Annotated in this window: 17 protein-coding genes; 8 read left to right on the top strand and 9 right to left on the bottom strand. The window is 37.7% G+C overall.

The annotated features are described in order from the left end of the window. The first annotated feature begins 76 nt into the window (after window positions 1-76). A complete protein-coding gene (locus ATS74_RS15865) occupies window positions 77-310 on the top strand; it encodes a TIGR02647 family protein (RefSeq protein WP_058549844.1) in 234 nt (77 codons plus the stop codon). On the opposite strand, the gene maiA is transcribed toward ATS74_RS15865, so the two are convergent. Together maiA and hmgA are read right to left on the bottom strand one after the other, a co-directional pair. Further along, the gene (gene maiA / locus ATS74_RS15860) at window positions 307-936 is read right to left on the bottom strand and encodes a maleylacetoacetate isomerase (RefSeq protein WP_058549843.1); all 630 of its coding nucleotides are present in this window, start codon (window positions 934-936) and stop codon (window positions 307-309) included. The two genes, ATS74_RS15865 and maiA, sit on opposite strands and share 4 nt — an antisense overlap. After that, window positions 933-2,240 (bottom strand): homogentisate 1,2-dioxygenase, encoded by a 1,308-nt coding sequence (gene hmgA / locus ATS74_RS15855; protein ID WP_058549842.1) that lies wholly within the window; start codon window positions 2,238-2,240, stop codon window positions 933-935. Before hmgA ends, maiA begins: the two co-directional genes overlap by 4 nt. Window positions 2,241-2,403: 163 nt before the next feature. Here hmgA and ATS74_RS15850 point away from each other — a divergent pair, with 163 nt between their 5' ends. After that, window positions 2,404-2,835, top strand: coding sequence for a MarR family winged helix-turn-helix transcriptional regulator (locus ATS74_RS15850; protein WP_058549841.1), 432 nt, complete (start codon window positions 2,404-2,406; stop codon window positions 2,833-2,835). Between the two features lie 51 nt (window positions 2,836-2,886). Here the strand turns inward: ATS74_RS15850 and ATS74_RS15845 are convergent, their stop codons facing one another. The 3 genes from ATS74_RS15845 to ATS74_RS15835 form a co-directional block, all read right to left on the bottom strand. Then, window positions 2,887-6,030, bottom strand: coding sequence for a TonB-dependent receptor (locus ATS74_RS15845; RefSeq protein ID WP_058549840.1), 3,144 nt, complete (start codon window positions 6,028-6,030; stop codon window positions 2,887-2,889). A 346-nt stretch (window positions 6,031-6,376) separates the two neighbouring features. Continuing rightward, window positions 6,377-9,583, bottom strand: coding sequence for a TonB-dependent receptor (locus ATS74_RS15840; protein WP_058549839.1), 3,207 nt, complete (start codon window positions 9,581-9,583; stop codon window positions 6,377-6,379). 47 nt (window positions 9,584-9,630) lie between these two features. Then, entirely contained in the window at window positions 9,631-10,482 is an 852-nt protein-coding gene (locus ATS74_RS15835) for a S1/P1 nuclease (RefSeq protein ID WP_058549838.1), read from the bottom strand. Window positions 10,483-10,720: 238 nt separating this feature from the next. Between ATS74_RS15835 and ATS74_RS15830 the strand changes: the two genes are divergently transcribed. After that, window positions 10,721-11,599, top strand: a complete 879-nt coding sequence (locus tag ATS74_RS15830; RefSeq protein ID WP_058549837.1) for a hypothetical protein — start codon at window positions 10,721-10,723, stop codon at window positions 11,597-11,599. Continuing rightward, window positions 11,592-12,536, top strand: coding sequence for a hypothetical protein (locus ATS74_RS15825; protein WP_058549836.1), 945 nt, complete (start codon window positions 11,592-11,594; stop codon window positions 12,534-12,536). The genes ATS74_RS15830 and ATS74_RS15825 overlap by 8 nt, the downstream gene beginning before the upstream one ends. Window positions 12,537-12,563: 27 nt before the next feature. On the opposite strand, the gene ushA is transcribed toward ATS74_RS15825, so the two are convergent. Both ushA and ATS74_RS15815 read right to left on the bottom strand, forming a co-directional pair. Then, window positions 12,564-14,195 carry a bifunctional UDP-sugar hydrolase/5'-nucleotidase UshA gene (gene ushA / locus ATS74_RS15820; RefSeq protein ID WP_058549835.1) on the bottom strand — a complete coding sequence of 544 codons (1,632 nt, stop codon included), beginning with the start codon at window positions 14,193-14,195 and terminating at the stop codon, window positions 12,564-12,566. Window positions 14,196-14,283: 88 nt separating this feature from the next. Continuing rightward, window positions 14,284-14,469 carry a hypothetical protein gene (locus ATS74_RS15815; protein ID WP_058549834.1) on the bottom strand — a complete coding sequence of 62 codons (186 nt, stop codon included), beginning with the start codon at window positions 14,467-14,469 and terminating at the stop codon, window positions 14,284-14,286. Window positions 14,470-14,715: 246 nt separating this feature from the next. Here ATS74_RS15815 and ATS74_RS15810 point away from each other — a divergent pair, with 246 nt between their 5' ends. Then, entirely contained in the window at window positions 14,716-15,459 is a 744-nt protein-coding gene (locus tag ATS74_RS15810; protein ID WP_058549833.1) for a peptidylprolyl isomerase, read from the top strand. A 57-nt stretch (window positions 15,460-15,516) separates the two neighbouring features. Here ATS74_RS15810 and ATS74_RS15805 read toward each other — a convergent pair whose 3' ends face one another. Further along, entirely contained in the window at window positions 15,517-15,936 is a 420-nt protein-coding gene (locus tag ATS74_RS15805) for an MAPEG family protein (protein WP_058549832.1), read from the bottom strand. 168 nt (window positions 15,937-16,104) lie between these two features. Here ATS74_RS15805 and ATS74_RS15800 point away from each other — a divergent pair, with 168 nt between their 5' ends. After that, complete coding sequence (locus ATS74_RS15800; RefSeq protein WP_058549994.1) at window positions 16,105-18,987, top strand: insulinase family protein; 2,883 nt, start codon at window positions 16,105-16,107, stop codon at window positions 18,985-18,987. A 77-nt stretch (window positions 18,988-19,064) separates the two neighbouring features. Here the strand turns inward: ATS74_RS15800 and ATS74_RS15795 are convergent, their stop codons facing one another. Continuing rightward, complete coding sequence (locus ATS74_RS15795) at window positions 19,065-20,447, bottom strand: Na+/H+ antiporter NhaC family protein (RefSeq protein ID WP_058549831.1); 1,383 nt, start codon at window positions 20,445-20,447, stop codon at window positions 19,065-19,067. A 304-nt stretch (window positions 20,448-20,751) separates the two neighbouring features. Between ATS74_RS15795 and ATS74_RS19770 the strand changes: the two genes are divergently transcribed. Both ATS74_RS19770 and ATS74_RS15790 read left to right on the top strand, forming a co-directional pair. Continuing rightward, window positions 20,752-20,898 carry a hypothetical protein gene (locus tag ATS74_RS19770; protein WP_235592023.1) on the top strand — a complete coding sequence of 49 codons (147 nt, stop codon included), beginning with the start codon at window positions 20,752-20,754 and terminating at the stop codon, window positions 20,896-20,898. Window positions 20,899-21,387: 489 nt separating this feature from the next. Next, complete coding sequence (locus tag ATS74_RS15790) at window positions 21,388-23,565, top strand: discoidin domain-containing protein (RefSeq protein ID WP_058549830.1); 2,178 nt, start codon at window positions 21,388-21,390, stop codon at window positions 23,563-23,565. Window positions 23,566-24,498 lie beyond the last annotated feature (933 nt).

The following is a 24,498-nucleotide window of genomic DNA, read 5'->3' as shown; positions in this document are numbered from 1 at the left end:
TAAAAAACATGCTAGGGTAAGTAATAGCTTTATACAACACTGACTTAAACACAGAACAATAAAAAGGTGCACACACATGCAATTTAACCAAACTATGATTGACGAATTTACACTATTAGCTAAATTTCCTCGCGACAGCAAAATGCAGGGGATAAAACTACACTCAGACGCAGAGGCTAACTTACTTAGTGCGGCGCAGCGTTTATTCGATAAAGGTATTATAGATAGCCCAGATGGCGGTTACTTAACTGATCTCGGCTTAGATTTGATTGAACATGTCACTGTTATTCACAGCGCACTGCAAAATTAAATAGCATCAGGCTGGTTTTGTGGTGCAGCGTCATCAAATGCCGCTAACTTGTTACAGCGTTCATAAATGGCTGCTATTTTAGGATATGCAGCCATATCTACTTTAAAACGTATAGCATTAAATACCTGAGGCACTAAACAAATATCAGCAAGAGTAGGCTGATCACCTACACAGTAATCACTACTATCACTGAGCATTAATTCAATTTTTTCAAAGCCGACTTCAATCCAGTGTCTATACCATTTGTTTTTAGCCTCATCATCAACGTTTAGTTCGTTCGATAAGTACTTTAAAACACGTAGATTATTTACTGGATGAATATCGCAGGCAATGGCATAACTAATATTTCGTATTTTCGCTTTTTGCCACGCTGAGCCTGCAATGATTGGCGACTGCGGGTAGGTTTCATCAAGCCACTCAAGTATTGCAAGAGACTGTGCTAAATAGCCCTCTTCGGTTTCAAGAGCCGGGAGTAAGCCTTGAGAGTTAACGGCTAAATAGCCCTCATCTAATTGCTGCGACTTTAATAGGTTAACTATTGCAAGGTCATAATCTATTGCCTTTAAGTTAAGCGCTATACGTACTCTATAAGCCGCTGATGACCGAAAATAGCTATATAGTTTCATAATGAGTCCTCTGCACCGTTAAATTGTTTTTTAATAGTACGCCAACAGTCTGTGTAGTTTGTTTGGCGCTCTTGTCCTTCAAGTGCATATTTAGTTGGTGAAATGATGTAGCGCGATTCGAACATGAAGGCGAGCGTATTTTCATATTTTTGTGGAATAAGCTCTGCGTTTGACGCTTTTTCGAATACGTCAGCTTCTGGACCGTGTGGCGACATACAATTATGTAAACTAGCGCCTCCTGGTACAAATCCGTGCTCTTTTGCATCATATATGCCTTCAATCAAGCCCATAAACTCACTCATAATATTACGATGATAGTAAGGTGGGCGAAAGGTATTCTCAGCAACCATCCAGCGTGGTGGAAATATCACAAAATCAACATTTGCCATTCCCTCTGTCGCTGATGGTGATGTAAGTACAGTAAATATAGAAGGATCTGGGTGGTCAAAGCTCACTGTATTTATAACATTAAAGCGAGATAAGTCGTATTTATAAGGCGCACTATTACCTGTCCATGCAACCACATCAAAAGGGGAGTGCTTTATTTCACAGCTAAATAAATTACCATTAAATTTAGAAACTAACTCAAAGTCGCCTTCCTTATCTTCAAATGCAGCTACAGGATATTGAAAATCTCTGTCATTGGCATAACCATTTGCGCCAACCGGTCCGCGCTCAGCAAGCTCTAACGCATGGCCGTAGTTTTCACAAATGTATCCTCGGGCGCTATCGTTTATTAAATCAACTGAAAACTTTATCCCGCGTGGGATTACTGCTATTTCACCTGGCTTAATTGTCAGTTTTCCACACTCAGTGTGTAATAGTAATTCGCCTTGCTGGGGTACAAACAACATTTCACCATCGGCATTATAAAAATAGCGACCTTGCATTGAGCTGTTAGCTACATAAACATGAATACCGATACCCGATTGCCCATTAGCGTTGCCATTTGCAGCCATTGTTATTAAGCCATCAATAAAATCTGTGGGCTTTGTTGGAATATTAATAGGATTCCACCGTAGCATAGTGGGTGGTGTAACGGCCTCAGTAATAGGGGCTGTTCTTATTAGGCCGTTATCCATTGCTTGGTAATCACCTTGCACTACCGAAGGGCGTAGTCGATACATCCACGTTCTACGATTTGCGGCTCGTGGAGCTGTAAATGCGGTAGAACTAAATTGTTCAGTATAAAGATCATACTTAACTTTCTGTGGAGTAAATTGGCCTATAGGCAGTGCACCGGGTAGCGCTTGTGTTTCAAATTCATTACCAAAACCGGTCATATAAGTTAGCTGTGTGTTCATAACAGGCTCCTGTGAGAGTGGGGTAGTGTTGTTATGTTTTGAGTTATTATTTGTATTTAGCTAAGATACTCTCAAGTGAGAGCAATATCAAACAACCACTTAACCAACGCTGTAAATAAAAGTGCACAGCATATTTATCAAATGTTCTTAGGAGTGTTTAAAAGTGAAGTTAAATTTAGAGACATTTTTACCCTACCAACTAACTAATATAGCAATGCGTGTTAGTAATGATTTTGCACAGGTATATCAAGATAAATACGACTTAAATATACCGCAGTGGCGCGTGCTTGCTAACTTAGCGCAGTACGGGCAAAGTAATGCAAAGGATTTATGTATTCAAGCAAGTATGGATAAATCCACGGTATCTAGAGCTGTGAAAGCACTTGTTAATAAAGATTTAGTCTGTAGCAAGCTTAATGAAAACGATAAACGCGCAGCATTGCTTATGTTAAGTGAGCAAGGTGAGTCTTTCCATTCTAAAATTGCGATTGAAGCAATTAACTGGGAAAAGCAATTATTGAGTGGGCTGTCTGATGATGAATACCAAGTATTAAATACTGTAATTGAAAAGCTAAATAATAAATTAAATGCATAAAAAAGCCCACGAAGTGGGCTTTTAAAGTATTAACTAATTTAAGTGATTAAATTAGAAAGTGTAACGAACACCTACACGCATTTGCCAAACCGAGGCACTATTTTCAGTAGTAGTACCTACGTTATTTGAGTTAAAACCAGAGTAAACGTAGCGCCCTTCATCATCAATAGACGTTGATACAACACGGTTTCCTACGAAAGTACCTTTTTTAAGTACACCCCAGTCGTCATTAAGTAGATTTGTTAGGTTATCAATTACGAAGAATGCTTCACCTTTGTGACCTTCCATAAAGCCAGGAAGCTCTTGTGTTAACTTGAAGTTGAATTTAACAAACCAGTCAGAATTTTGAGAATTACGACCAGTAATTTTACCGCGCTCTAATCCTTCTGAAGAAATAAATTCATTGAATTCATTTATTTCATCTGCGGTCATGTCATAAACAACGTTAGGATCATTTTCAAGTGGTACATAAAGCAGTTGACGAGAGCCAAAACCATAGTTATTGGTATCACCAAATGTATTATCGCTGTTATTGAATACATAGCTATATGGTAAACCTTTATATGCTTCACCGAATAAATTAAAGCGGGTAGCAAAACCATCTACGAATTCATGTGAGTAGCCAAGTGTAAGAGTAAAGCGATGTGGGATTTCATAATCTGATGTAGCTACACCAGGATTACTCGGGTCAGTTAGTGCTAAATTACTGTAATTAGAGTCAGCAACAGAACTAGTCATCGGATTAACATCGTTTGAATCTGTGTACGCGTAGCCAAAGCTAGCGTTAATGCCATTGTCGTACTGTTTACTAATACCCAATGAAATAACAGACGAGTCACCGCTATTGCCACTTACATTTGTAAGTAGGTAATCACGTGAACGAGTTTCACCTGGATTTAGAGTATCTTCTTTACCTGTATATAATGGACGTCCATCAAATGTAGTTTGACCAGAATTAACTAAACCAAGATCTATTAGAGTAGCAGCATCTTTCTTCTTAGAGAATAAGTAATCAAGTGATATTACGTAGTCATTCTCGGTAGTATAAGTAGCGCCCAAAGAGTACTTCCACTCTGATGGTAATTCAAAATCAGGGTCTACAGCATTTACATTTGAATCACCTGAACCAATTTCTGTTCCAGCTATGGTATCAAATTGTGATTGTGGTACTTCGTAGCCTGGTGTTCCGCCGTTTACATTTGGTGTATTGAATAAATCTACACCGCGAATTTGAGAGGTGATTTGCGTAATACCATCATTCGAATAAGAATTAGATAACCAAACGTTAGGGTTACCACCAGAGAACAGACCAACACCAGCACGAACTTCAAGTGCATCTGTTGCATACCACTGGAAGCCAACGCGTGGTTGAATTAAATCGATACCGTCAAAGGTACTTTGATTACTGAAGCCGTATCGGCTAGTATAGTTTTTATTGAGATTTGGTTTGTCATCACTAGTATATTTATCATAACGAAGACCAAATGTTATGCTTGCATCAATGTCAGTGAAGCTGTATTCATCTTGAACATACATTGTATGTTGTGCGTATTCAAAGCTTGCTGCTACATCATTCGGATCATTTGTAGTTGCAGCATTGTTATAGTAGATACGTGCAGCTTGACCGTTTTCAAAGTCCTCAACAGAATCAAAACGCCACTCACCTTCGGTATGCTGTACGAATAAGTTAAATACTTCGAGATTTTCATACTCATAACCTGCTGTTATTGTATGTTGGTCAAGATAGTATGTAGCTGCAAATTTAGCTGTAGTTGTGTCATAGTTTAAATCGTTAGATTGACGAGAGTCATCTGGACCAATATAGATTGTACCGCCGTTTTCAGTGCTAATCTGCATTTCACCAAAGCTGCTCGCTGCGTCTAAAGATTCAACTCGAGCATCTAGTTCCGATTTACCTATACGAACTTCAGTAGAGAAATCATCTGACCAATCTGAGTAAACAGAGGCGATGATTGAGGTGAATTCAGCACCTTGCTCATAGAAGTGGTTAGATAATGAAAGCTCATCATTGTCAGCATCTGATTGAGAAATAGTGAATGCATCATTGTAGTTATAAATGATGTTAGCACGGTGGTTTTCGTTGATGTTCCAATCTAATTTAACTAAGATTTTTTCATCTTCAATAGGTGAGCTAGATGGCATTCCACCTGCATCGTAGTTATATAGAGATTGTGATGCCGCTTGAACTCGAGAAAGGTCATCAGCAGTAACACTACCACTTGTCAGGCCACCGTAGTTAAATTGTTGTACACCTTCAAGCTTTTCATATGAAGTGAATAAAAATAGTTTATCTTCGATTAATGGTAGGCCAACGTTAAAGCCGTAGCGCTTCTCAGTGTAATTGCCTGCGTCGTAATCTTCACCTTCAATTGAGTCTCCTTGCATAGAGTCATTTGTATAATCAAAGAATACACCACCGTGAACTTCATTTCCGCCTGATTTAGTTACAGCATTAATGTTACATGATGTAAAACCACCGTATTGCACATCAAATGGTGCTAGTTCAGCAGATACTTGCTCAATTGAATCGAAAGAGAAAGGAGCGTTAATAGTTGGGTAACCGTTTGAGCTTAAACCGAAGTTATCGTTCATACGAACGCCATCTAGCGTTAAGCTGTTGTAGCGAGGGTTACCACCACCACAGTTGATTGTTCCGCGGCTGTCATCAATTGTAATACGTGGGTCAATACGAATAATGTCTTTTAAATCACGGTTAATTGCAGGCGTGTTTTCAAGATCTGTAAGTGTAAATGTAGACGCTGGGCCAGTACCACCAGACATAGAGCTGATTGGCGCACCTGTTACTACAATTTGTTCCATGCTTGATTGTGGCTCAAGAGACACGTTTACAGGGTAATCGTTACCGATGTTTAATATAATGTTATTGAATTCTTGATCTGCATACACATCAGAATCTACAACTACTTTGTAAGGACCACCAACACGAAGGCCTTTAGCTGTGAAGTAACCAGCGTCATTTACTTCAGTTGTTTTTACTGAGCCAGAAGGTACGTGTAAAATTGTTACCTTAGTACCTGCAGCAGGGTTGCCGTTAGGACCAGTAACTTGACCTTTAATTGCAGAGGTCGTTTCGTTAGCCATTGCTGCGCCACTTACACCAACACATGCTGCAATAGCAAGTGAAAGAGCTGTTTTGCGTAATTGAGTTTTCATTTAATTTTCCCGTGTAGTTATTAATTAAATTTTTATATATTTTTATTTTAAAATTTTAATCTAAATAAGTTTAAAACCTACTTAGTTCAAAATTCTTACATAGTGTACCTTATTTATTCGTTACAAATAAAATACAACTGTAATATTTTTTTAATAAATTGCTATGTTTATGACTATTTAGACTTTTTTTGAGTAATAACTCTATATCGGGAGATATATTACGGGGCTTTTATGACAAACATGTGAAATTGATGTGCCTTATACAAAAAAACCCACTACAAAGTTGCAATGGGTTTAATTAAGTTTATTTAGCTACGAATGCGCTTAAATTATTAGTTAACTAATATTAAAACTTATAGCTAATGCCTACTTTAGCTTGCCAAGCAGATGAACTCGTTTGATATTGGCTGTAATTACGAACATCAGCACCATTAAATTTGCCATCAATTATATAACGACCTTCGTCATCTAAACCGCCAAAGTCGTAAACAGCTTGGTCAGAAAAACCTAAGCGTTTTTCTACGCCCCAATCACTGTTTAATAAGTTTGCGAAGTTATCAACCATGAAGTAAACCTCACCACTGTGACCTTCAGCAAAACCTGGGATTTCTTGCTTAATGCTTACATCCATAGTAGTTACCCAAGGTTGAGTTCCTGAGTTGCGACCTAAGATTTCACCACGTTCTGAGATACCAGCACGATTTAGAAGTGTTTCTAACTCATTCCAAGATAAACCAGATTCATCCCAATTCACATTTGGATCATCAGCACCCGTTGGTATGTAAGCTAGGTAAGCTGAGCTTGAGTAAAAGTCGCGTGTGTCACCTAGGTCACTATCTTGATACATACCCATAGTGTAGCTAAATGGACGACCAGAGCGGCGCTCAAAATACACGTTAAACTTAGTTGCATAGCCACTGAAAAATTCAGTGTTATACGCTAGGTTTACTTTAAAACTGTGCTCTACTTCGTATGAACCACGATCTGCAAAGTCTTCATTACGGTTACGTGTAATATTGTATTGGTAGTTACTCTGAGCACGAGAAGATGAACCAGATGATGCCTCAGTTACGTCTTGATGTGCATAACTTGCAGAAACATACAGGCCATTTTCAAACTCTTTTGCAATGCCGGTAGAGATAATGATTGAACGTCCATCGTCAGATGAATTAGTCATTGCAATATCAAAGTTATCAGCAAGGTCGCCAGTATAAATACTTTCGTTGATTACACGCTCGCCATCAGCAGCAACACCAATTGGGTTTATAGCCGTGTTATGCCATACAGCTTCGTTTTCTTTTTTATGGTAAGCAATTTCAGCCTGCCATTTGAAGCCTTCGCCAAGTAATTCTGAGTCAAACTCGTACTCGAAACCAACTTGAGCTCGAATGCTTGATGGAAGCTCAAAATCAGGGTCTACATAGTTTGTGCTACCCGCACCTTGGACTAACGTGTTTTTAATAGTGTCAGGTACTTGCGTAATATCGGCTTGGTTGTTGGCGTAATAATCATTAATAGCACTTTGAGGTGCTTCAACAAATGTAATACCGTCATTTTGGAAAGAGTTATTGTACCAAACGTTTGGAATACCACCTTGGAATCGACCTATACCACCATTAATGGTTAATGCTTCAGTTGCATAATATTTAAAGCCAATACGCGGTAAAACTATATCTAAGCCATCAAGATTCTCTTGATTGCTAAAGCCGTAAGTACTTAAAAAGTTTTCGTTTAAAGTTGGTTTATCGTCTGATGATAAACGCTCATAACGAACGCCCGCTGTTACTTCTAAATCATCACCAACATAAAAAGTATCTTCAATATAAAGTGCTAACTGGTTACGTGTTGCATCGTATGCAGTGTCATTTGGGTTATTTGTGTACGCGTTACTGTAAGAAAAGTCGTATGTACCTCTAAAGTTACCCACTTCACGGTTTTGAAAACCTTCGAAGTCATCAAATTCCCAAGAACCCAATGAGTTAGATGCAAATAAATTATATAAATTTAGCGATTCATACTGCATACCAAAGTTAATTTCGTGCTCATCCATTAAGTAAGTAGCATCGAAAGTAAGTGTTAAGTTTTCAGTCGATGAGCTATTTGCATGGCGGAATTCGTCTGTACCAAACTCATAAGCTGGGCCGCGGAAGTATTCTTCAACTTTCACAAAACCAATATCAGAGTTAGTTAAGCTTCTTGATGATACATCTTTGTAAGCAATGCCAATTTCTGTTGAGAAGTTTTCATTCCAGTCTGAATATAATTTTGTCGCAAAATTATTGAATTTAGTAGCGTAAGTATAACGGCTTGACGCTAAGCTAACTGTACTGCCGCCAGTGCCGACATTTGTTTCGTCTTTATCGTCTTGCCATTGGTAAGTGAAATCTAAACGATGATCATCATTAATATTCCAACTTAATTTAACAAGCAATGACTCGTTTGTGTCTTCAGGGTCGCCACCTAGAGAGTCGGTTAAACCGTATTCATTATTTAAAATATTAATAAATTGGTTGTAGCTTTCTTCTGTTACATCATATTCATTCGTTGCACCAGAGCCTTCAAAACCGTAATCTAAATCAAGCTCACTTGTCCACTTGTTGTAGTTTACAAAGTAAAACAAAGTATCATCAATTAATGGTCCACCAACATTAAAACCATAACGCTTTTCAGTTTGAATAGGCTCAACTTGTTCAACAACGTAAGTACGGTGTCCATCTTCATCTAAAACAGGGCTACCATCAGCATATACTTGAGAAATGCTATCTACATCACCAGCTATATCTGGTGTAGAGATTTCATAAAAGCCTGAAAATTTAAACTCATTTGTACCAGACTTTGTTACCGCATTAATAGTACCGCCACCAAAGTTACCCTTAGAAGCAGAAAACGGAGACACATCAACAGAAATTTGCTCAATTGCATCAAGTGCTACTGGTGGTTGAGAAGTAGGGTAGCCGCCATAACTTAAACCAAAGTCATCATTTTGGCCAATGCCATCAACAGTTAAACCGTTTGAACGAGGGTTACTTCCTGCAAACGTTAGCTCGCCATTACCATTAATACTTGCAAGTGGGTTTAAACGTGCAATATCTTTAATATCACGATTAAAGCTTGGCATGTTTTCTATAGTATCAGAACCAAAAGTGCTGCTTGAGCCACCAGATTGCTGAACAATTTTATAACCAGAAACTTCAATTTTTTCGATATTTAGTGGCGATAGCTGTGAGCTTAAACGATATGTTTCACCAAGGTTTAGAAAAATATTTTCAACAGTTGTGTCGTTAAACGTATCTGAGTCGATGATCACCATGTATGGACCACCTACACGCAAACCGTTAGCGATAAAAGTACCGCTTTCGTTTGTAGTTAACTCACTAATAGTGCCCGTTGGTTGGTGAACAACCTTTATTTTAACGTTTGCAGCATTGCCACCTGAAGGCGTTGTAATTTTACCTCGCATTGCAGATGAGGTATCAGCAGCCATTGCACTTGTAGAAACACCTAGCGCTAAAATTACAGCACCAGTTAATTTCGAAAGTCGAAGCTTAGTCATATTGTTGATTTCCCGTGTGTAGTGTTTAAGTTAAATTTGCAGTTTACTTATTTGATAGGCATCTTAAGTGCCGTTTCTAGTTCTTTAGCTGAAGGATCAAACAGGGCATTTAATACACCAGCTAAGCGAATACCCGCTTGTTGGAGGCGTGTTTTCACAATAGGTGTGTTGTTGTATATGTAGCTATAGCCAACTTCGTCATTAGTATATTTATAAATTTTCATTGCTAGGTTATGAGATTCTTCAACCCATGTTTTAGGTGAGCTTTGTAAGTACTGTGCAATGAGTTCACTATTATTTGTATCAATAAATTGTGCGTATTCAGTAAACGATAAGTTCTCGTTTTCAACTAATTTTGTATCCCAAAGGCTGTGAAGATTTGTTTCTTCATTAAAAAACGAAACTTTAATTCGGTTTCCGCCTCTGTCTTCACCTCTGCCAGCATGAAATGGTTGATGGCTATCACCTACTAAATGCACTAAAAAACGCAAACTAAACTGCTTAGCGTCTAATGTGCTGTTTGCATCAGTGAGGGTTTGCATTGAGTAATGAATACCTTCGAGAATATTGCTCACAGATTCTTTGTTTTTTGTGTGCTCATGCTTAAAACTAAATGATTTTCCAGGAGCTGCATTTATGTAATGCCAGCGAGAAGATTTTTTTTGCCAAAAATCGCCCGGTGCTGAGCGCATTTCGTCAGGCCATGTTGATATTTGTGCTAGTGATTCGCCATCTAAAAAAGGTGTGATAGCTCTTTTAGTTGCTTGTGTTAAGTGCGACTCGGCAATTTTACCTACCACACGGTGACCATTTTGCCCCCATGCATACGAATCACTGCTTGTGAAAATTGCACTAATCAAAAGCGCAGAAGAAATTGAATATTTTATTTTGCTGTGCATTAGAGCTTCCTAAATGTATTTTTCGTATTGTTACAATAAGGTAATGCGGTCAATTGTCCTTATTTATTATGCTAATAGGAAGGACTCAATAACATTCATAATTTCTTATCTAATATCATTTAAAATCAAAGGTTTATTTTTAATGGGTAAAATTACTTGTTGTAATAAGTAAATATAATTGTTCAAATACATCACTGGTATATTTTTGAGTGGATTTACTTTGAATTTTAAAAACATCATGTTGCATAAAACTACAGTTGTTACATTTTTGTTTCTGTTGTTGCTTGTTACATGGATTTGCGGTCAACTAACGGTAAATAACGATGATTTACAGTTTCCTGTCATGATAAAAACTTCAACTACATGTCAAACAACAGCAACAAGTAATACAAGTGAACTCATTGTTTTTACACCATCAAAAAAAATAGCCAAGTTATTAACAGAAAGTTTGTGTGGCGATAACGTTGTCGCTAAGCAATATGGCTCTGTAATAGGGTATTGGGGATATAGAACAGCTGACAGTTTAGAGTTTGTGGGCAAAGGTATTGCAGATTTAATATTGGCTAAGAATAATATAATGGCTGCATTTAGAGCAGAATCAACTTACAACTATCAACCGGTAGTGGGGTTTTCTAACTACACTGCTTTTTTTATATCATCTAAAGAAAAACCTCGGCTTACAAAACAGTACTTTTTAGATAAACGCATAGGTTTGCTTGATTACCCAACCAGTCGTTCTGGACATATTTTACCTAAGCAAACGTTTAAAGAGCTTGATATTAACTTGGCTAATTTAAAAATTACTTATGCAAGCTCACATAACGAACTACGGGACTTATTGGCCGATGGCAAAGTAGATATTATTGCGTCATTTTGGAAAGAAAGTGATGCAACACGTTTTTCAAAAAATTACATCACACCTTTAAGCAGTAATATTGCAGGAACGCGCTGGTACTTTAAAATGCAACAAAATAATACTGATTTACTGTGTGCAATACAGTCTCATTTACTTAACATGTCAAAAGATCAAACTCTGCATTACTACCAAAACGTTAAACCTTACTGGAGTTGTAACACAAAATCAGTGAGTTTTATTAAAGGTCTAGGCGATGAATAAATTTGTGTTTTCAGGCTTAGTAGCTGGCTTATTTTTGGCTTTATCATTGGTGTTTTACGTATCAGTTAGCCAAAAAACGCAGCAAGTAAATACACACAAAATTACGCAGATTGAAAAGCAAATAGCGTTGGATCTGCCATTGCTAGACTTATCTAATGAGTTACTAAAGCACTCAGGAAATAAAGATGCAGTTTTAACTTACATAAAAACATTAAATACATATATTAATAGTAACGCCTTAAGGGTAGTAGCAATTGAGCCTAAAGGTGAGCTTGAGTTGCCTTTGAAATCAAGGCAGTTTAGCCGTACTTTAAATGGTAGCAACGGCGCCGTATCAATTGTTTTTAAAATAAACAATACATACTTAACAGCAACAAACGCTTCGTTTCATCTTGTATTTTTAATTATAAGTGTACTTGTAAGCTTTTGGTTAAAGCATATTTTTACACAACAGCTTAGGACTAATTTACTTGAGAGTAACGACGATACTACTACAGTGCCATTACCTCTTGTCCTTATAATTGATTTAAACAATAAAACAGTTTCAAATAGTTATAGAGCAGAGCTGAAAGTGTGTTTGGCAAATAAACCACTGTGTTTTTATTTAGCGCTAGTTGATTACTGTCGTAATAACTCAGATGTTTCGCTCAATCATAGTAAAAATGTACCTGATGAGCTGATAGAGCTAGCAAATAAATATTTTTATAGGTTAGTTGAGCTTGGCCATACAGTAAGAAAAAGACCTAACTTCAACAATAGTCTTGAAAAAACACTGAGCGAAGTTCGTGCAGCCCTGGATGAAGTACTCATTGAGTACCCTGATCAAAAAGAGCTTTATTATCCGCCTAAGGCATATGGGGAAGGGTCGCGTTCACGATTACATAGTTATGCACTAACACATATCGCAAACGGAAATATTGAAGTAATAGGAAAGTGATTTTACTTTCCTATTACTGTAACTTATTTATTTAGGCGCAAATTCAGACGCTTTAATCGGGCTATTTTCAGATATAAAAGTTTTAAGTGCTTGAGCATCGGTAACATCAGTGCTTACAAAACCTTTTAACTTATTAATAGCTGGGTAACCGTCTCCGCCTGATGCGTTGTAGCTATTTAAGCTCATACGGTATGTTTTATTTTTATCCAGAGCTTTACCATTAATATATACATTCATTAACTCACCATTTTTGCGATCGAATGATATTTTATGATATTGCAAATAAGCGCCTGCATCTGCAGGAAAGCTTGTGACAGTCGATAGGTAACTGAATAAATCGCTGCCTTGCCAATCTATGTAAGTAATGCGGTTTTTAAAAGGATGTACTTTTAAAACATCTTTATAACTGATTTCCCCAGCTTCAATGCCGCTTCTTATCCCGCCACCACTAATTAACCCAAAATCAGCGCCTACTGCGTTCATTTGTGCTTGAATAATTACTCTCGCAAGGTTTGTTTGTTGGTAACGTACTTTGCTCCTATCGCCTTCTAAACGAGCATCAACACTGCCAATTTTACCTGCTATTTGCTTTGCGCCTTTAGCTTGATAAGTCGCTAAAAAAGCTTCAAGTGTTGGGTCTGGCTTAATGTATTCGTTTGCTAATACTTCTTTAGTTGAGCCATCGGCTTGTACTTTATCTACGTATAAGTTTACTGGCATTAATGTGTAGTCAATAAGTGTTAATTTTTCGCCTTCAAGTTTAAATTCAGCCTTACCCACATATTTACCCCATTCGTGGGCTTGCATAATCCACGTGCCATTTTGCTGATCTGGTTTGCACGCAAGGCCAGGTTTGAAGTTTGCATCGTTAACGTTTGTATCGCTCATACACACAGGCTCTTGAGAGTGCCCGCCTATGATCATATCAAGAGTATTGGCAGGCAGTGAGCGGGCAAGTGTTACATCACCAGGGGCATTAATACCAAAGTGTGCATCTACATAATGGCCCATGTGTGTAAGTGCAATAGTAACGTCAGGGTTATATTTAGCTTTTATTTCTTTTGCTAGTTTGGCTGTAACCTCTGTAGGGTCTTTAAATTCTAAATGACCAATATATTGAGGGTTACCTATTTTTGCTGTATCGGTAGTCGTTAAGCCAATAACAGCTATTTTCAATCCATTCTTTTCTAGTATTTTATAGCTTTCAAAGGCGTGTTCGCCTGTGCTTTTATCAAAAATATTAGCGGATAAAAGTGGAAAAGTAGCCCATTGCTGTTGCTTGTTTAAAACCTTAATCGGGTTGTCAAATTCATGATTACCAAGCGCCATTGCATCGTAACCTAATAAAGACATGCCCTTAAAGTCTGGCTCTGCTTGTTGCAAATCAGACTCAGGAATACCTGTATTTATGTCACCACCAGAGAGCAATATTACTGCATGGCCTTTACTTTTTGCTTCTGCGCGTAAAGAGTCTATAAGCGTTTTGCGAGCGGCCATGCCGTATTCGCCTTTTTCGTTGTGCCAAAAACGACCGTGATTATCATTTGTATGAAGAACCGTTAAATATTGAGTAGGCGAACTGCTAGAAATAGAGTCTGGGGTAGAGGAGGTACACCCAATGAGACTAAGAAAAACCGAAAATAAAATGATTATGCGCATAAAATACCTTTTGATTAAGCTCTACTTAATTTATCAAGCCGGTAGTTTAAACTAGTTTTGCGCTAAAAAAACGGACTTATTTATATTTCTACTTAGGCTTTAACATCATAGTGCCCTTTACGGCTTGCTCACGTCGTTTTAATTCTGCTTTAGCGAAATTAGATTGTCGGTGTTTAGTACTTATCATCCAAATTAAAAAGCTGGCGGGCAACTTCGTGTAAGCTTCACCTTTATGTAAACCAAAATCGCAAATTGTGTGTGTGTTATTAAGCATTGTCAGCTCCTTGGTATTTATTTTTTTAAGGTAATAAATGTAAGCTCTCTATTTAAGATGATTTAGTTGTACTAACTTTGCTTTATATAACTTAAAAGAATATAACTAGCCTTATATGTAATTAAAGCGTTACCAATACGGTCTAATTTGTATCTTGATAGATTTAACAATCGATTTTAATACCATGTCGCTTTAATCTGCAAGTAGGTTAATTAATCGTTAAAATTATAACAACAGGAATGAAACATGAAAAAGCTTTTACTTGGCTCTGGGCTTGCGTTGGCAAGCTTTGCAAGCACTGCAACTATTGTCGAAATGAACACAAGCCAAGGTACAATAGAAATAAATTTATTTGATCAACAGACCCCCAAAACCGTAGAAAACTTTTTAAGCTATGTTCAAGATGAATCATACAACGAAACGGTGATTCATCGCTCTGTGGCAGATTTTGTAATTCAAGGCGGTGGCTTTACGTATTCTGATTCGTTTGATGCAATTGATACTAAGCCTACTGTAGAAAATGAGCCTGTTTTTTCAAATGTTAAAGGCACCATTGCTATGGCAAAGCTTTCTGGCGATGAAGACAGCGCAACAAGCCAGTGGTTTTTTAATATTTCAGATAATAGTGCTGCACTTGATACGCAAAATGGTGGCTTTACGGTGTTTGGAAAAATTACTGCGGCGAGTCAATCTACACTCGATAAAATTGCAGCATTGGTTCATTGCGGTGAAGTACCCGTGGTAGATATTACTGAGCAGCAATGCTCAAGCAGTGATGTAAGTATAAGTAGTGCAAATTTAGTGACTATTCAAAGCGTAGTGGTTATGGATGACGATCCAAATTCAGCTGCAGGCCTTAGCGTAACAACAAACACATCACTTGATAGTGGCGATACCTCTACCGATTCAGGTAGCAGTTCAGGTGGTTCATTGGCGTGGTTACTGGGTGGTGCTCTATTGGTGTTCACACGTTTGAAGCGATTTAAATAAAAATGTAAAAGTATCCATTATCAGCGGCTTAATTTTAAACCGCTGATAATATTTAAACTAAAAAGCTATTATTCGCCAAATCATGGCAAGCCATATCGCAAATACACACCCGCAACCAAATAAAAAGACGTTAAAGCGAGCTCTTACATTATTTTGCCCTAAGTGGATTACAGTATGCGCAACACGCGACACTACAAATAAGCATGCTAAAGCAGCCACTAAATAACTTGCATTATGAAGCTGTAAAGCAAGTAAGCAGCCGGCATAAAATAAAACGGGGATCTCAAACTGATTAGAAAAGTTCCTATCGGCTACACGCACTGTGTCGCCTGCTTTATCTAATTGCATTGTTTTAAAATCATTCAAATTTAGCTGTTTATTTTTAGCGGCTTGTATACGCCTTTTACCCATAACTATCATCACAAACAGTGAGAGTGTTACTTGAGCAAACATGGCTAGAATAATAATTTTTTCCATAATGTTCCTTTATTATTGTTTTATAAAGCTTAAGTATGAAGGGCTTTTTCACAATGTGTTACATATTTTAGCGTTAAATTGTGGCAAATCCTTAATTGTTAATGTTAATTTAGCTCTATTACGATGTTTGAGCGCGTAACTAGCGCAATACTTTACTGGAAAATCAAAATGAAAAAAATTATTGGCTTTAGCGCCATAGCACTGGCAGTTTTAAGTGGTTGTTCAAATACATCACCTGTTTCAACGTCTCCTCAAGCGTCTTTATTAGCTGATTCATTAGTTGTAAGTCCAAACGATAACCGAGAATATAAAACGTTAAAGCTAGCAAACGAAATTGAAGTTATTTTGGTATCAGACCCAAGCGCCGAAAAATCTGCGGCTTCGCTAAGTGTAGGGGTTGGTTTACTGCATGATCCAATGTCACAACAAGGTATGGCGCATTATTTAGAGCATATGTTGTTTTTAGGCACTGAGCGTTACCCAGACACAAAAGGGTATTCTGATTTCATGACCAAAAATGGTGGCGCCCACAATGCCTACACGTGGCTCGATATTACCAACTACATGTTTAAAATTAATAACGATGCGTTTGATGAAGGACTAGACCGTTTTTCTGACTTTTTTAAAGCGCCTAAGTTATATCCTGAATATACCGATAAAGAAAAAAACGCGGTAAACGCAGAGTGGTCAATGCGTCGCGAGATGGACTTTTTTGGTCAATTTAAGCTAGCCCGTAAAATGATGGGCGATCATCCCGCTAATCGCTTTTTAATAGGAAATTTAGAAACGCTAGGCGATAAAGAAGGCAGCTCGCTGCACAAAGAAACAGTCGATTTTTATAATAAGTACTACTCTTCCAATATCATGAAAGTGGCGCTTATTTCTAACTTGCCAATTGCTGAAATGGAGCAAAAAGCGCAAAAGTACTTCGCTGATATAAAAAATAAAAATATCGAAAAGCCAGCTGTTACCGCAAAAGTAGATTTTGATAAAGCAGGCGGTAAGCGTGTATTTTACTCTCCGAATGAAGATGTTAAACAGCTACAATTAGATTTCACTATTGCCAATAATGCTGATGAGTTTGCAGTTAAACCAAATCGTTTTGTTGCTTATTTATTAAGTAATGAAATGCCGGGCAGCCCTGCACAAATATTACGTGATAAAGGTTGGGTGTCGCAGTTATCAGCTTCACCATCGCCAACTCAATACGGTAATTACGGCACACTGAATGTAAATATTGAATTGACCGACGAGGGTATGAAAAATCGCGAAACAATTGTCGCGACAATTATGCAATATATCGATTTAATTAAAAAAGAAGGTGTAGATAGTAAGTACTTTAACGAAATTAAAACGTCGCTTAGCAACCAGTTTAAATTTTTAGAGAAGGGCGATGAGTTTAACTATGTAAGCTCGCTTACCGGCAGCATGCAGGTTTATCCACTCAATCATACTATTAATGCCCCTTATTATTATGCAAAATTTGATGCTGATGCAGTTAATAATGTGCTGGATCAATTAAATGCTAAAACGCTACGAGTTTGGTATATATCTCAACAAGAAGAAACAGATTCGCAACTACATTTTTATGAAGGCAAATATCGCATTAACGACATTAGCGATGATGAAATTGCCAGCTGGAAAAAGCCGAGTGAATTTAAATTAGCACTGCCTAGTGTAAACAACTTACTGCCTGAGAGCTTTGCAATTAAAACTAAAGCGTTTAAAGAGCAAAAGCACCCAGTACTAGCTTATGATAAAAACGGCGTGAAAGTATGGCGTCAAGCAAGCCAAAAGTTTGCAGAGCAACCAAAAGGGCTTGTTGAAGTATATATAAACACTCAACCTGGCTTAACCGATATAAATGCTGAAGTGCTTTATTCGGTATGGGCCGACTTATACAATATTCAACAAAGTCAGCTAAGCACTGAAGCTGCCATAGCGGGTATGAGTGTGAGTCTTGCGCCAAGTAATGGCCTTGTATTATCAATGAGCGGCTTTACAGATAAACAAGACGTATTACTTAAACAAGCGCTTAGCGGTTTAAAAGCTGAGGTTACAGCACAAGCATTTAGCCAAGCAATTGATCGTTATAAACGTGATTTATTAAACCAGCAGAAGCAGTTTCCGTATGCGCAAGCATTTGGTGAGTATTCAAAACTCATTCGCACAGGCAGTTTTGATACAGATGCACTAATAAAAGCGACTGAATCATTATCTGTTACTGATTTAAATAATTTAAAAACAGCAACCTTTGCTAAAAACGATTTACGCGTGTTTAGTTATGGTAACTATAACCAGCAAGATATTGATGCAATAGCTGGCGAATTAAGCGCTACGCTTGAAAGCAACCATACGCACAGTGAATTTGCACGCAGCAAAGCATGGTTACCGCAAGTAGGCGAAACACTGGTACTTCAAAAAGATATTGATGTTGCTGATGTAGCTGTTGTTGATATGACCGTACACCCAATAGCTGGTTATAAACAAAAAGCACAAGCAGCAGTACTACAAAGCCACTTTAGAACCGTTGCGTTTGATAAAATGCGTACCGAGGAGCAACTAGCTTACGCTGTAGGTGCATTGGCTCGCCCAATAGAAGAATACTCAGCCATTGGCTTGTTTATTCAGACACCAGTTAAAGGCCCTAAAGAGATACAAGCACGCTTTGATCAATTTAAAAAAGAGTATGCGGTAGAGCTTGATAACATGAGTAATGATACATTCGAACAGCTTAAAAATGCGACGCTTGTATCACTTAAAGAGCAACCTAAAAATTTAAGCGACGAAATGAGCCCGCTTATAAATGACTGGTACCGCGAAAACTTTAAATTTGACTCAAAGCAAAAGCTGATTAATGAAGTAGAAAAAGTAACACTTGCAGATATAAAACAGTACTACAAGCAAACCATGTTGAACCCTCAAGCAGCGCGTTTAAATGTGCAGCTGCGTGGTACTAAGTTTATTGAAAGTGACTTTGCTGATTTACCTAATCAAACAAAAATCACTACGCTTGATGCTTATTACAATGGCATTAAGTTACAAAAATAAACGTTATACATAAAGTTAAAATAAACCCCAGTGTAGCAATACATTGGGGTTTATTTATTTCTATAGCTATATAATATTTATGCCATAACTATAAAGCCTATAACCGCCATTGATGCCGCTATTAATGTATACGGCAACTGTGTTACTGCATGGCTCATTAAGTTACAACCAGAGCCTTGGGCTGCAAGTACTGTAGAGTCTGAATAAAAGCACGCTTGGCTACCAAAAGATGATGCCGATAATAACGCGCCAATCACCAGTGGAATATTAGCGTCAACCGCAGTTGCAAGTGGCATAACTATAGGTATAGACACTGCAAAAATACCCCAACTAGAGCCTGTAGCAAACGCTAACACCGCCATCGCAATAAACACGACTGCAGGTAAGTATTGCGCCGTCATATAAGGGCTTAAACTGCCTATAACAAATTGCGGTAAGCCTATTAAATCGCACACATCTTTAAAAATAAACGCGGCGATCACAGTACCAATAGCCGGTATCATACTTTTAAAGCCATCAAGCATGCGCTCAATCATTTCGCTAAAGCTCATTAATTTTTGTAGTGCATAAAAAGGAAGTGTTACCGCCATACTCGCTAGTAAGCCTTTATATACATCTATTTCAAAGTAAACGGTAAAGGCTACAAGTAAAATTATTGGCAGTAAAAAGTTATGTAATTTCCCTTTAGGATCGGCATCTTCAAAGTTTTCTTCTACAGCTTTTACCGCATATTCGTCGGCTGTTTGAATATCACTAAACTGAGCAGGATCTACGCTGGCTTGTTCTATTTTCGCCATTTTTTCTGCTTTTTTCATGGGTCCAATAGCAGGTATAACACCTAATACCACTAACAAAACCACCAATACTGCAAACCACGCATAAAGCATATAAGGAATTGCTTGAATATATACCGCAATGCCTTTCCCTTCCTCGGCAATGCCGTTATCTACTAATAGTCCGCCAAAAAATACTGCCCAAGTAGATAAAGGTACAAGTACACAAATCGGTGCCGCTGTTGAGTCAACAACGTAGGCAAGCATTTCTCGGCTAACTTTAAATTTATCAGTAATGCGCTTCATCGTTTCACCTACGGTAAGCGCATTTAAGTAGTCATCAATAAAAATAACCACGCCTAAACAAAAGGTCATAAATAGAGAAGAACGTTTACCTTTAGTGTATTTTAACGCTAATTTTCCAAACGCCGACGCACCGCCAGTCCGCACTAATAAGGCGATTAAAGCGCCAAAACCACCACATACGAGTATTAACCAACCTATGGTTTCGTCGGTCATTACTTTGAGCGATGTGCTGGCAAAGTTAGCAAGCACCTGAGCCGGGTCGGCTATTACTAACCCAGCTAAAGCACCAATAAGTAAAGATAAAATAGGGCGGCGTAAAACAACAGCCAAAACAACAACCACCGCTGGTGGCAGTAAACTTAACGCAGAGGGTTCAAGCATTTAAGTGTTCACAAAATTAAAAGCATATTTAAGAATTTAAATTGCTTATACAAAAACAAAGAAGATGATAGTTTGTTGTTAAATCATTTTCCAAGTCACTGCTTTTGTACGCGAGAGGAGTATTTAAACTGTTATGTTAAATTAAGGGTTTAAATAAAACGCGTTGGCTTTGGCGCCAGACGGAGCAAGGAATGCATACCGCTATTGTTGTGCCTGTAAAAACATCGGCGCAAAAATAATCTGGTTTTGCATTTCAGTCAATAAAAATTTATGTGCATAAATAACTTTTTTATGGAGACTTTTAATGAACGCCGTATTTAAAACAAAACGTTTATTGCTTCGCTACGCAAATGAGCACGATTCAGCCATGCTACTTACTTTGGTTAATCAGTCGTTTACAGCATCTCATAAACACCAGGGTTCTGGCCCTTATGATATTACTTATTTTTAAAAGCTGTTCAGCTTATTCACCTCACCAAACTTAATGCACATTACTTATTATTTTTATATTACATTTCACAAATTAGGCAGGAATAATAAATAGCTCAAGTGAGTAAAATTACTATTCATAATAACCAAATAACGCCTCGAATAAATTATTAAGAGAGCGGGCCAATATATGATTTGTAAAATCACACATTAAAGTATCAATTATCTTACTAGCGTTTTTCTACCCGTTACATTTCACCTTTTAAAAACCTTGAATTTAAGTTACCGCAATATTGTTACATGATATTTGCATATTAAAAACCATAAAATTTAACATACCCAAGTGATTATTTAGTTTTTTTAATTAAAGGTTGCTTGCTTTTAGTTCCTTAAGCAGGTAAATTCTCGCTGCCATCAGGTTAAATGCTTGCCTTTTATTATTTTTGGAGTAATAAAGTATTGCTTTTTTCATGGTGGGAACCATTTATTAAATAAATTGATGAGAAAAATAATGTTTTTAAAATATAAAATGCTACCGCTTGCTGCCATAATGTTAACAGGTTCGGTGAATGCTGATGCAGTTGTTATCAAAAACCCGGGCTTTGAAAGTGGCCTAACTTATTGGACTATAATTGATGACGCACGTGCATCAATTATAAGTAATTCTGGTACGCAATCTCTACAACTAATGGGTTCACCAGCGCGCGTACACCAGTGGGTTGACGTTGAAAAAAATACAGATTACATCCTTACCGGCTATGTAAATGGTTCTGGTAAGTTTGGTGTTAATAATGGCTATGATGTAGTAAAAAAAGTTGTGTTTGATGTGAGCAAATGGAGAAAAGCTGTTGTTCCATTTAACTCTAAATCTCGCTCAAGAATTCAGGTTTACACTAAATTCAATGACGAATTCCAACATGGCTATTTTGATGATATACAATTAGTTAGAGCGGATTCTATACCAACAGACCCAACAGACCCAACAGACCCAACAGAACCGACTCCTGTGCCAGAACAGTGTGGCGTGACTAAGTTAGAAGTTATCGAAGCTAGCGATGATGGTTCGTATAACAACAACTACTCACCAGAAAAAGCGATCGATGGATTTTTAACTAATTCATCTCGTTGGTCTTCTAAAGGTGACGGAAAATGGATCCAATTTGACCTTGGCGGTGAAACGACGATTGATAGTATAAAAACAGCATGGTTATCAGGCGATAAGCGTACTGCTTACTTTGATATTGAAACATCACTAGACGGTGAAAACTGGGTTCCTGTAGTTACAGATGCTGAATCTCAAGGTGATGACTCGCTTAATAAAGATGATTTAGGCGATGTTTATGCACGTTTCATCCGTATTGTTGGTTACGGAAACAGCTCATCTGAAGATTCTGAGTGGAATAGTTTACTAGATGTAGAAGTGTATGGTTGTGGTGAACTTAAAGAAAGCCCAATAGAAACTCCGACTGAACCGACTGAACCGACTGAACCACCTGCTTCGTGTCCAATTACTCGCTTAAGCGCTTCAGCGAGTGATGATGGTTCATCAAGCGGCAACTACGGACCAAGCCTTGCGGTAGATGGTTCTTTGAAAGAGGCTTCTCGTTGGTCTTCTAAAGGTGACGGCAAATGGCTACAGTTAGACTTAGGTGGCGAGACAACTGTTGATTCAATTCAAACAGCTTGGTATTCAGCAGATAAGCGTACTGCTTATTATGATATTGCTGCGTCATTAGATGGTGTTAACTGGGATTCAATTCTTACGGGAGCAGAATCACAAGGTGACGAGGATCTAAATGCGAATAATTTAGGCGATGTGTATGCGCGTTTTATCCGCGTAATTGGCCAAGGTAATAGCTCTTCTGAAGATTATGAATGGAACAGCTTACTAGAAGCACAGCTTTACGGTTGTGGTGAGTTAGTCGATAGCCCAATTGAAGTGCCAACTGACCCTACGGATCCGACAGAGCCTACAGACCCAACTGATCCAGGTGAATCAATTCCAGACTTGAAGATTCCTGAAAATATCACCAATGGTTCAATTTTTGAACTGGAAGGTAGTGATCCAAGAATTAACGACTCTACTTTAGTGTTCCTTGCACTTGAAGAACAAGTTACTACGCCTAACGGTAACGGCTGGCGTCATGAGTACAAAATTAAAGAAAGTAAACGTATCGCGATGACTGATACGTACGAAGAGTTCCAAGCAACTATCAAAGTTGATCTTTCAACTGGCGGTAAAACTATCGTTGCACAGCATCACGCAGGTGATACTGGTACAATCATGAAACTTTATGTGTCTGATACTGATGAATCAGGTTTTTATGATAGTAAAGCTGCAAATGGTATTTTTGATGTGTACGTTCGTATTCTTAACAAGAGCGGTAAAGAAGAGAAAAAAGCCCTAGGTACTATTAAGACCGGCGATTCATTTACTTTCCACGTGTTAAATGATTACGGTGTAGTTAAAGTATCTGCTTTTGGTAAGGACTTAGAGACTGAAGTTGAAGATGATTCAGAGTCATACTTTAAATTTGGTAACTACTTACAATCACAATACCCTGAAGGTAATGATAACTGTGGTGAACATGGTGATTCTTCTAGCTTCAAGAAATGTTTTGAGAAAATAGGTATTACAACGTCTAAAATTACAATGACAGACGTAACATATGTTCGTAAAACAAAATAGCCTTTGCGAATAACATATCTAAACCCGTATAGCGCTTGCTATACGGGTTTTTTATTTTTTAATATTAGGTAGTTTTATGTAGGTATTACTTATGTTTGATAAACTATTAGAAGTCCAGTTGTTGTGGTCAACTAATTTTAGCCACAGTCTTTGTATCTAACCTCAGATTCATTTGGTTATAAACCAGCATTATAATTGTGTGATTCAAGATTGTTGTAATATTCGTTGATATAATCGCTTACATTATATGTATCATCTTTAAAGTTATCATATCCAACCTTTTACCAGCTTCGTTTTATAGCTTCTAACTTCACTAGGTGCCGGTGATGTATCTCTTATAGTTTAATATCTATGGCAGTTGCGATGCACATAGAATACGCTGCACAACATGCTAATTGGGTAACGCTCTGTTGGTTTAACTTCTCAATTAACAAGATCGGACATTAGAAGGGTGGTAGCCTTTTTAATATCCCCTCTTTAATTCAATGCGTTGGATTGTTTTTTAAGCACATGAATTTTATGCTGTTCAAGCGATATTGGCGATATTGGCGATATTGGCGATATTGGCGACGTTGTGGTTGTCTGTCCATTTAGTTCTTATTTAATTGAATAACTCATTTATTTACTGTTGTTTTATTAACCACCACCTTAGCAGGATCTTTTTTATGTGTAACCTTGGCTGACGACAATGTGAGTAGTTTCTAATTTGATTACCGAGGAGTAGGTGTCGCGTTTTGACTTCGTTATTTTTACCCAAATTAACTACGCTAGTACAGTGTGATTTTGCTCATAAAGCACCTCGTATTAGAATTTACAATGTAACTCACTGTGTTTAGTAAGCTATGGGTAGTCCATAAAAGCATGATGCGATAGGGTAGTGTGGGGTTTTATGTAGTAAAAATTATTACACGTGGTTATTTGTTCTAGCAGTTA

This window comes from Pseudoalteromonas sp. H103 (genome assembly GCF_001469205.1).
In the GTDB taxonomy this organism is placed as follows: domain Bacteria; phylum Pseudomonadota; class Gammaproteobacteria; order Enterobacterales; family Alteromonadaceae; genus Pseudoalteromonas; species Pseudoalteromonas carrageenovora.
Note: the sequence above shows the minus strand (reverse complement) of the source record. Positions and strands in the feature narration are given on the sequence as shown.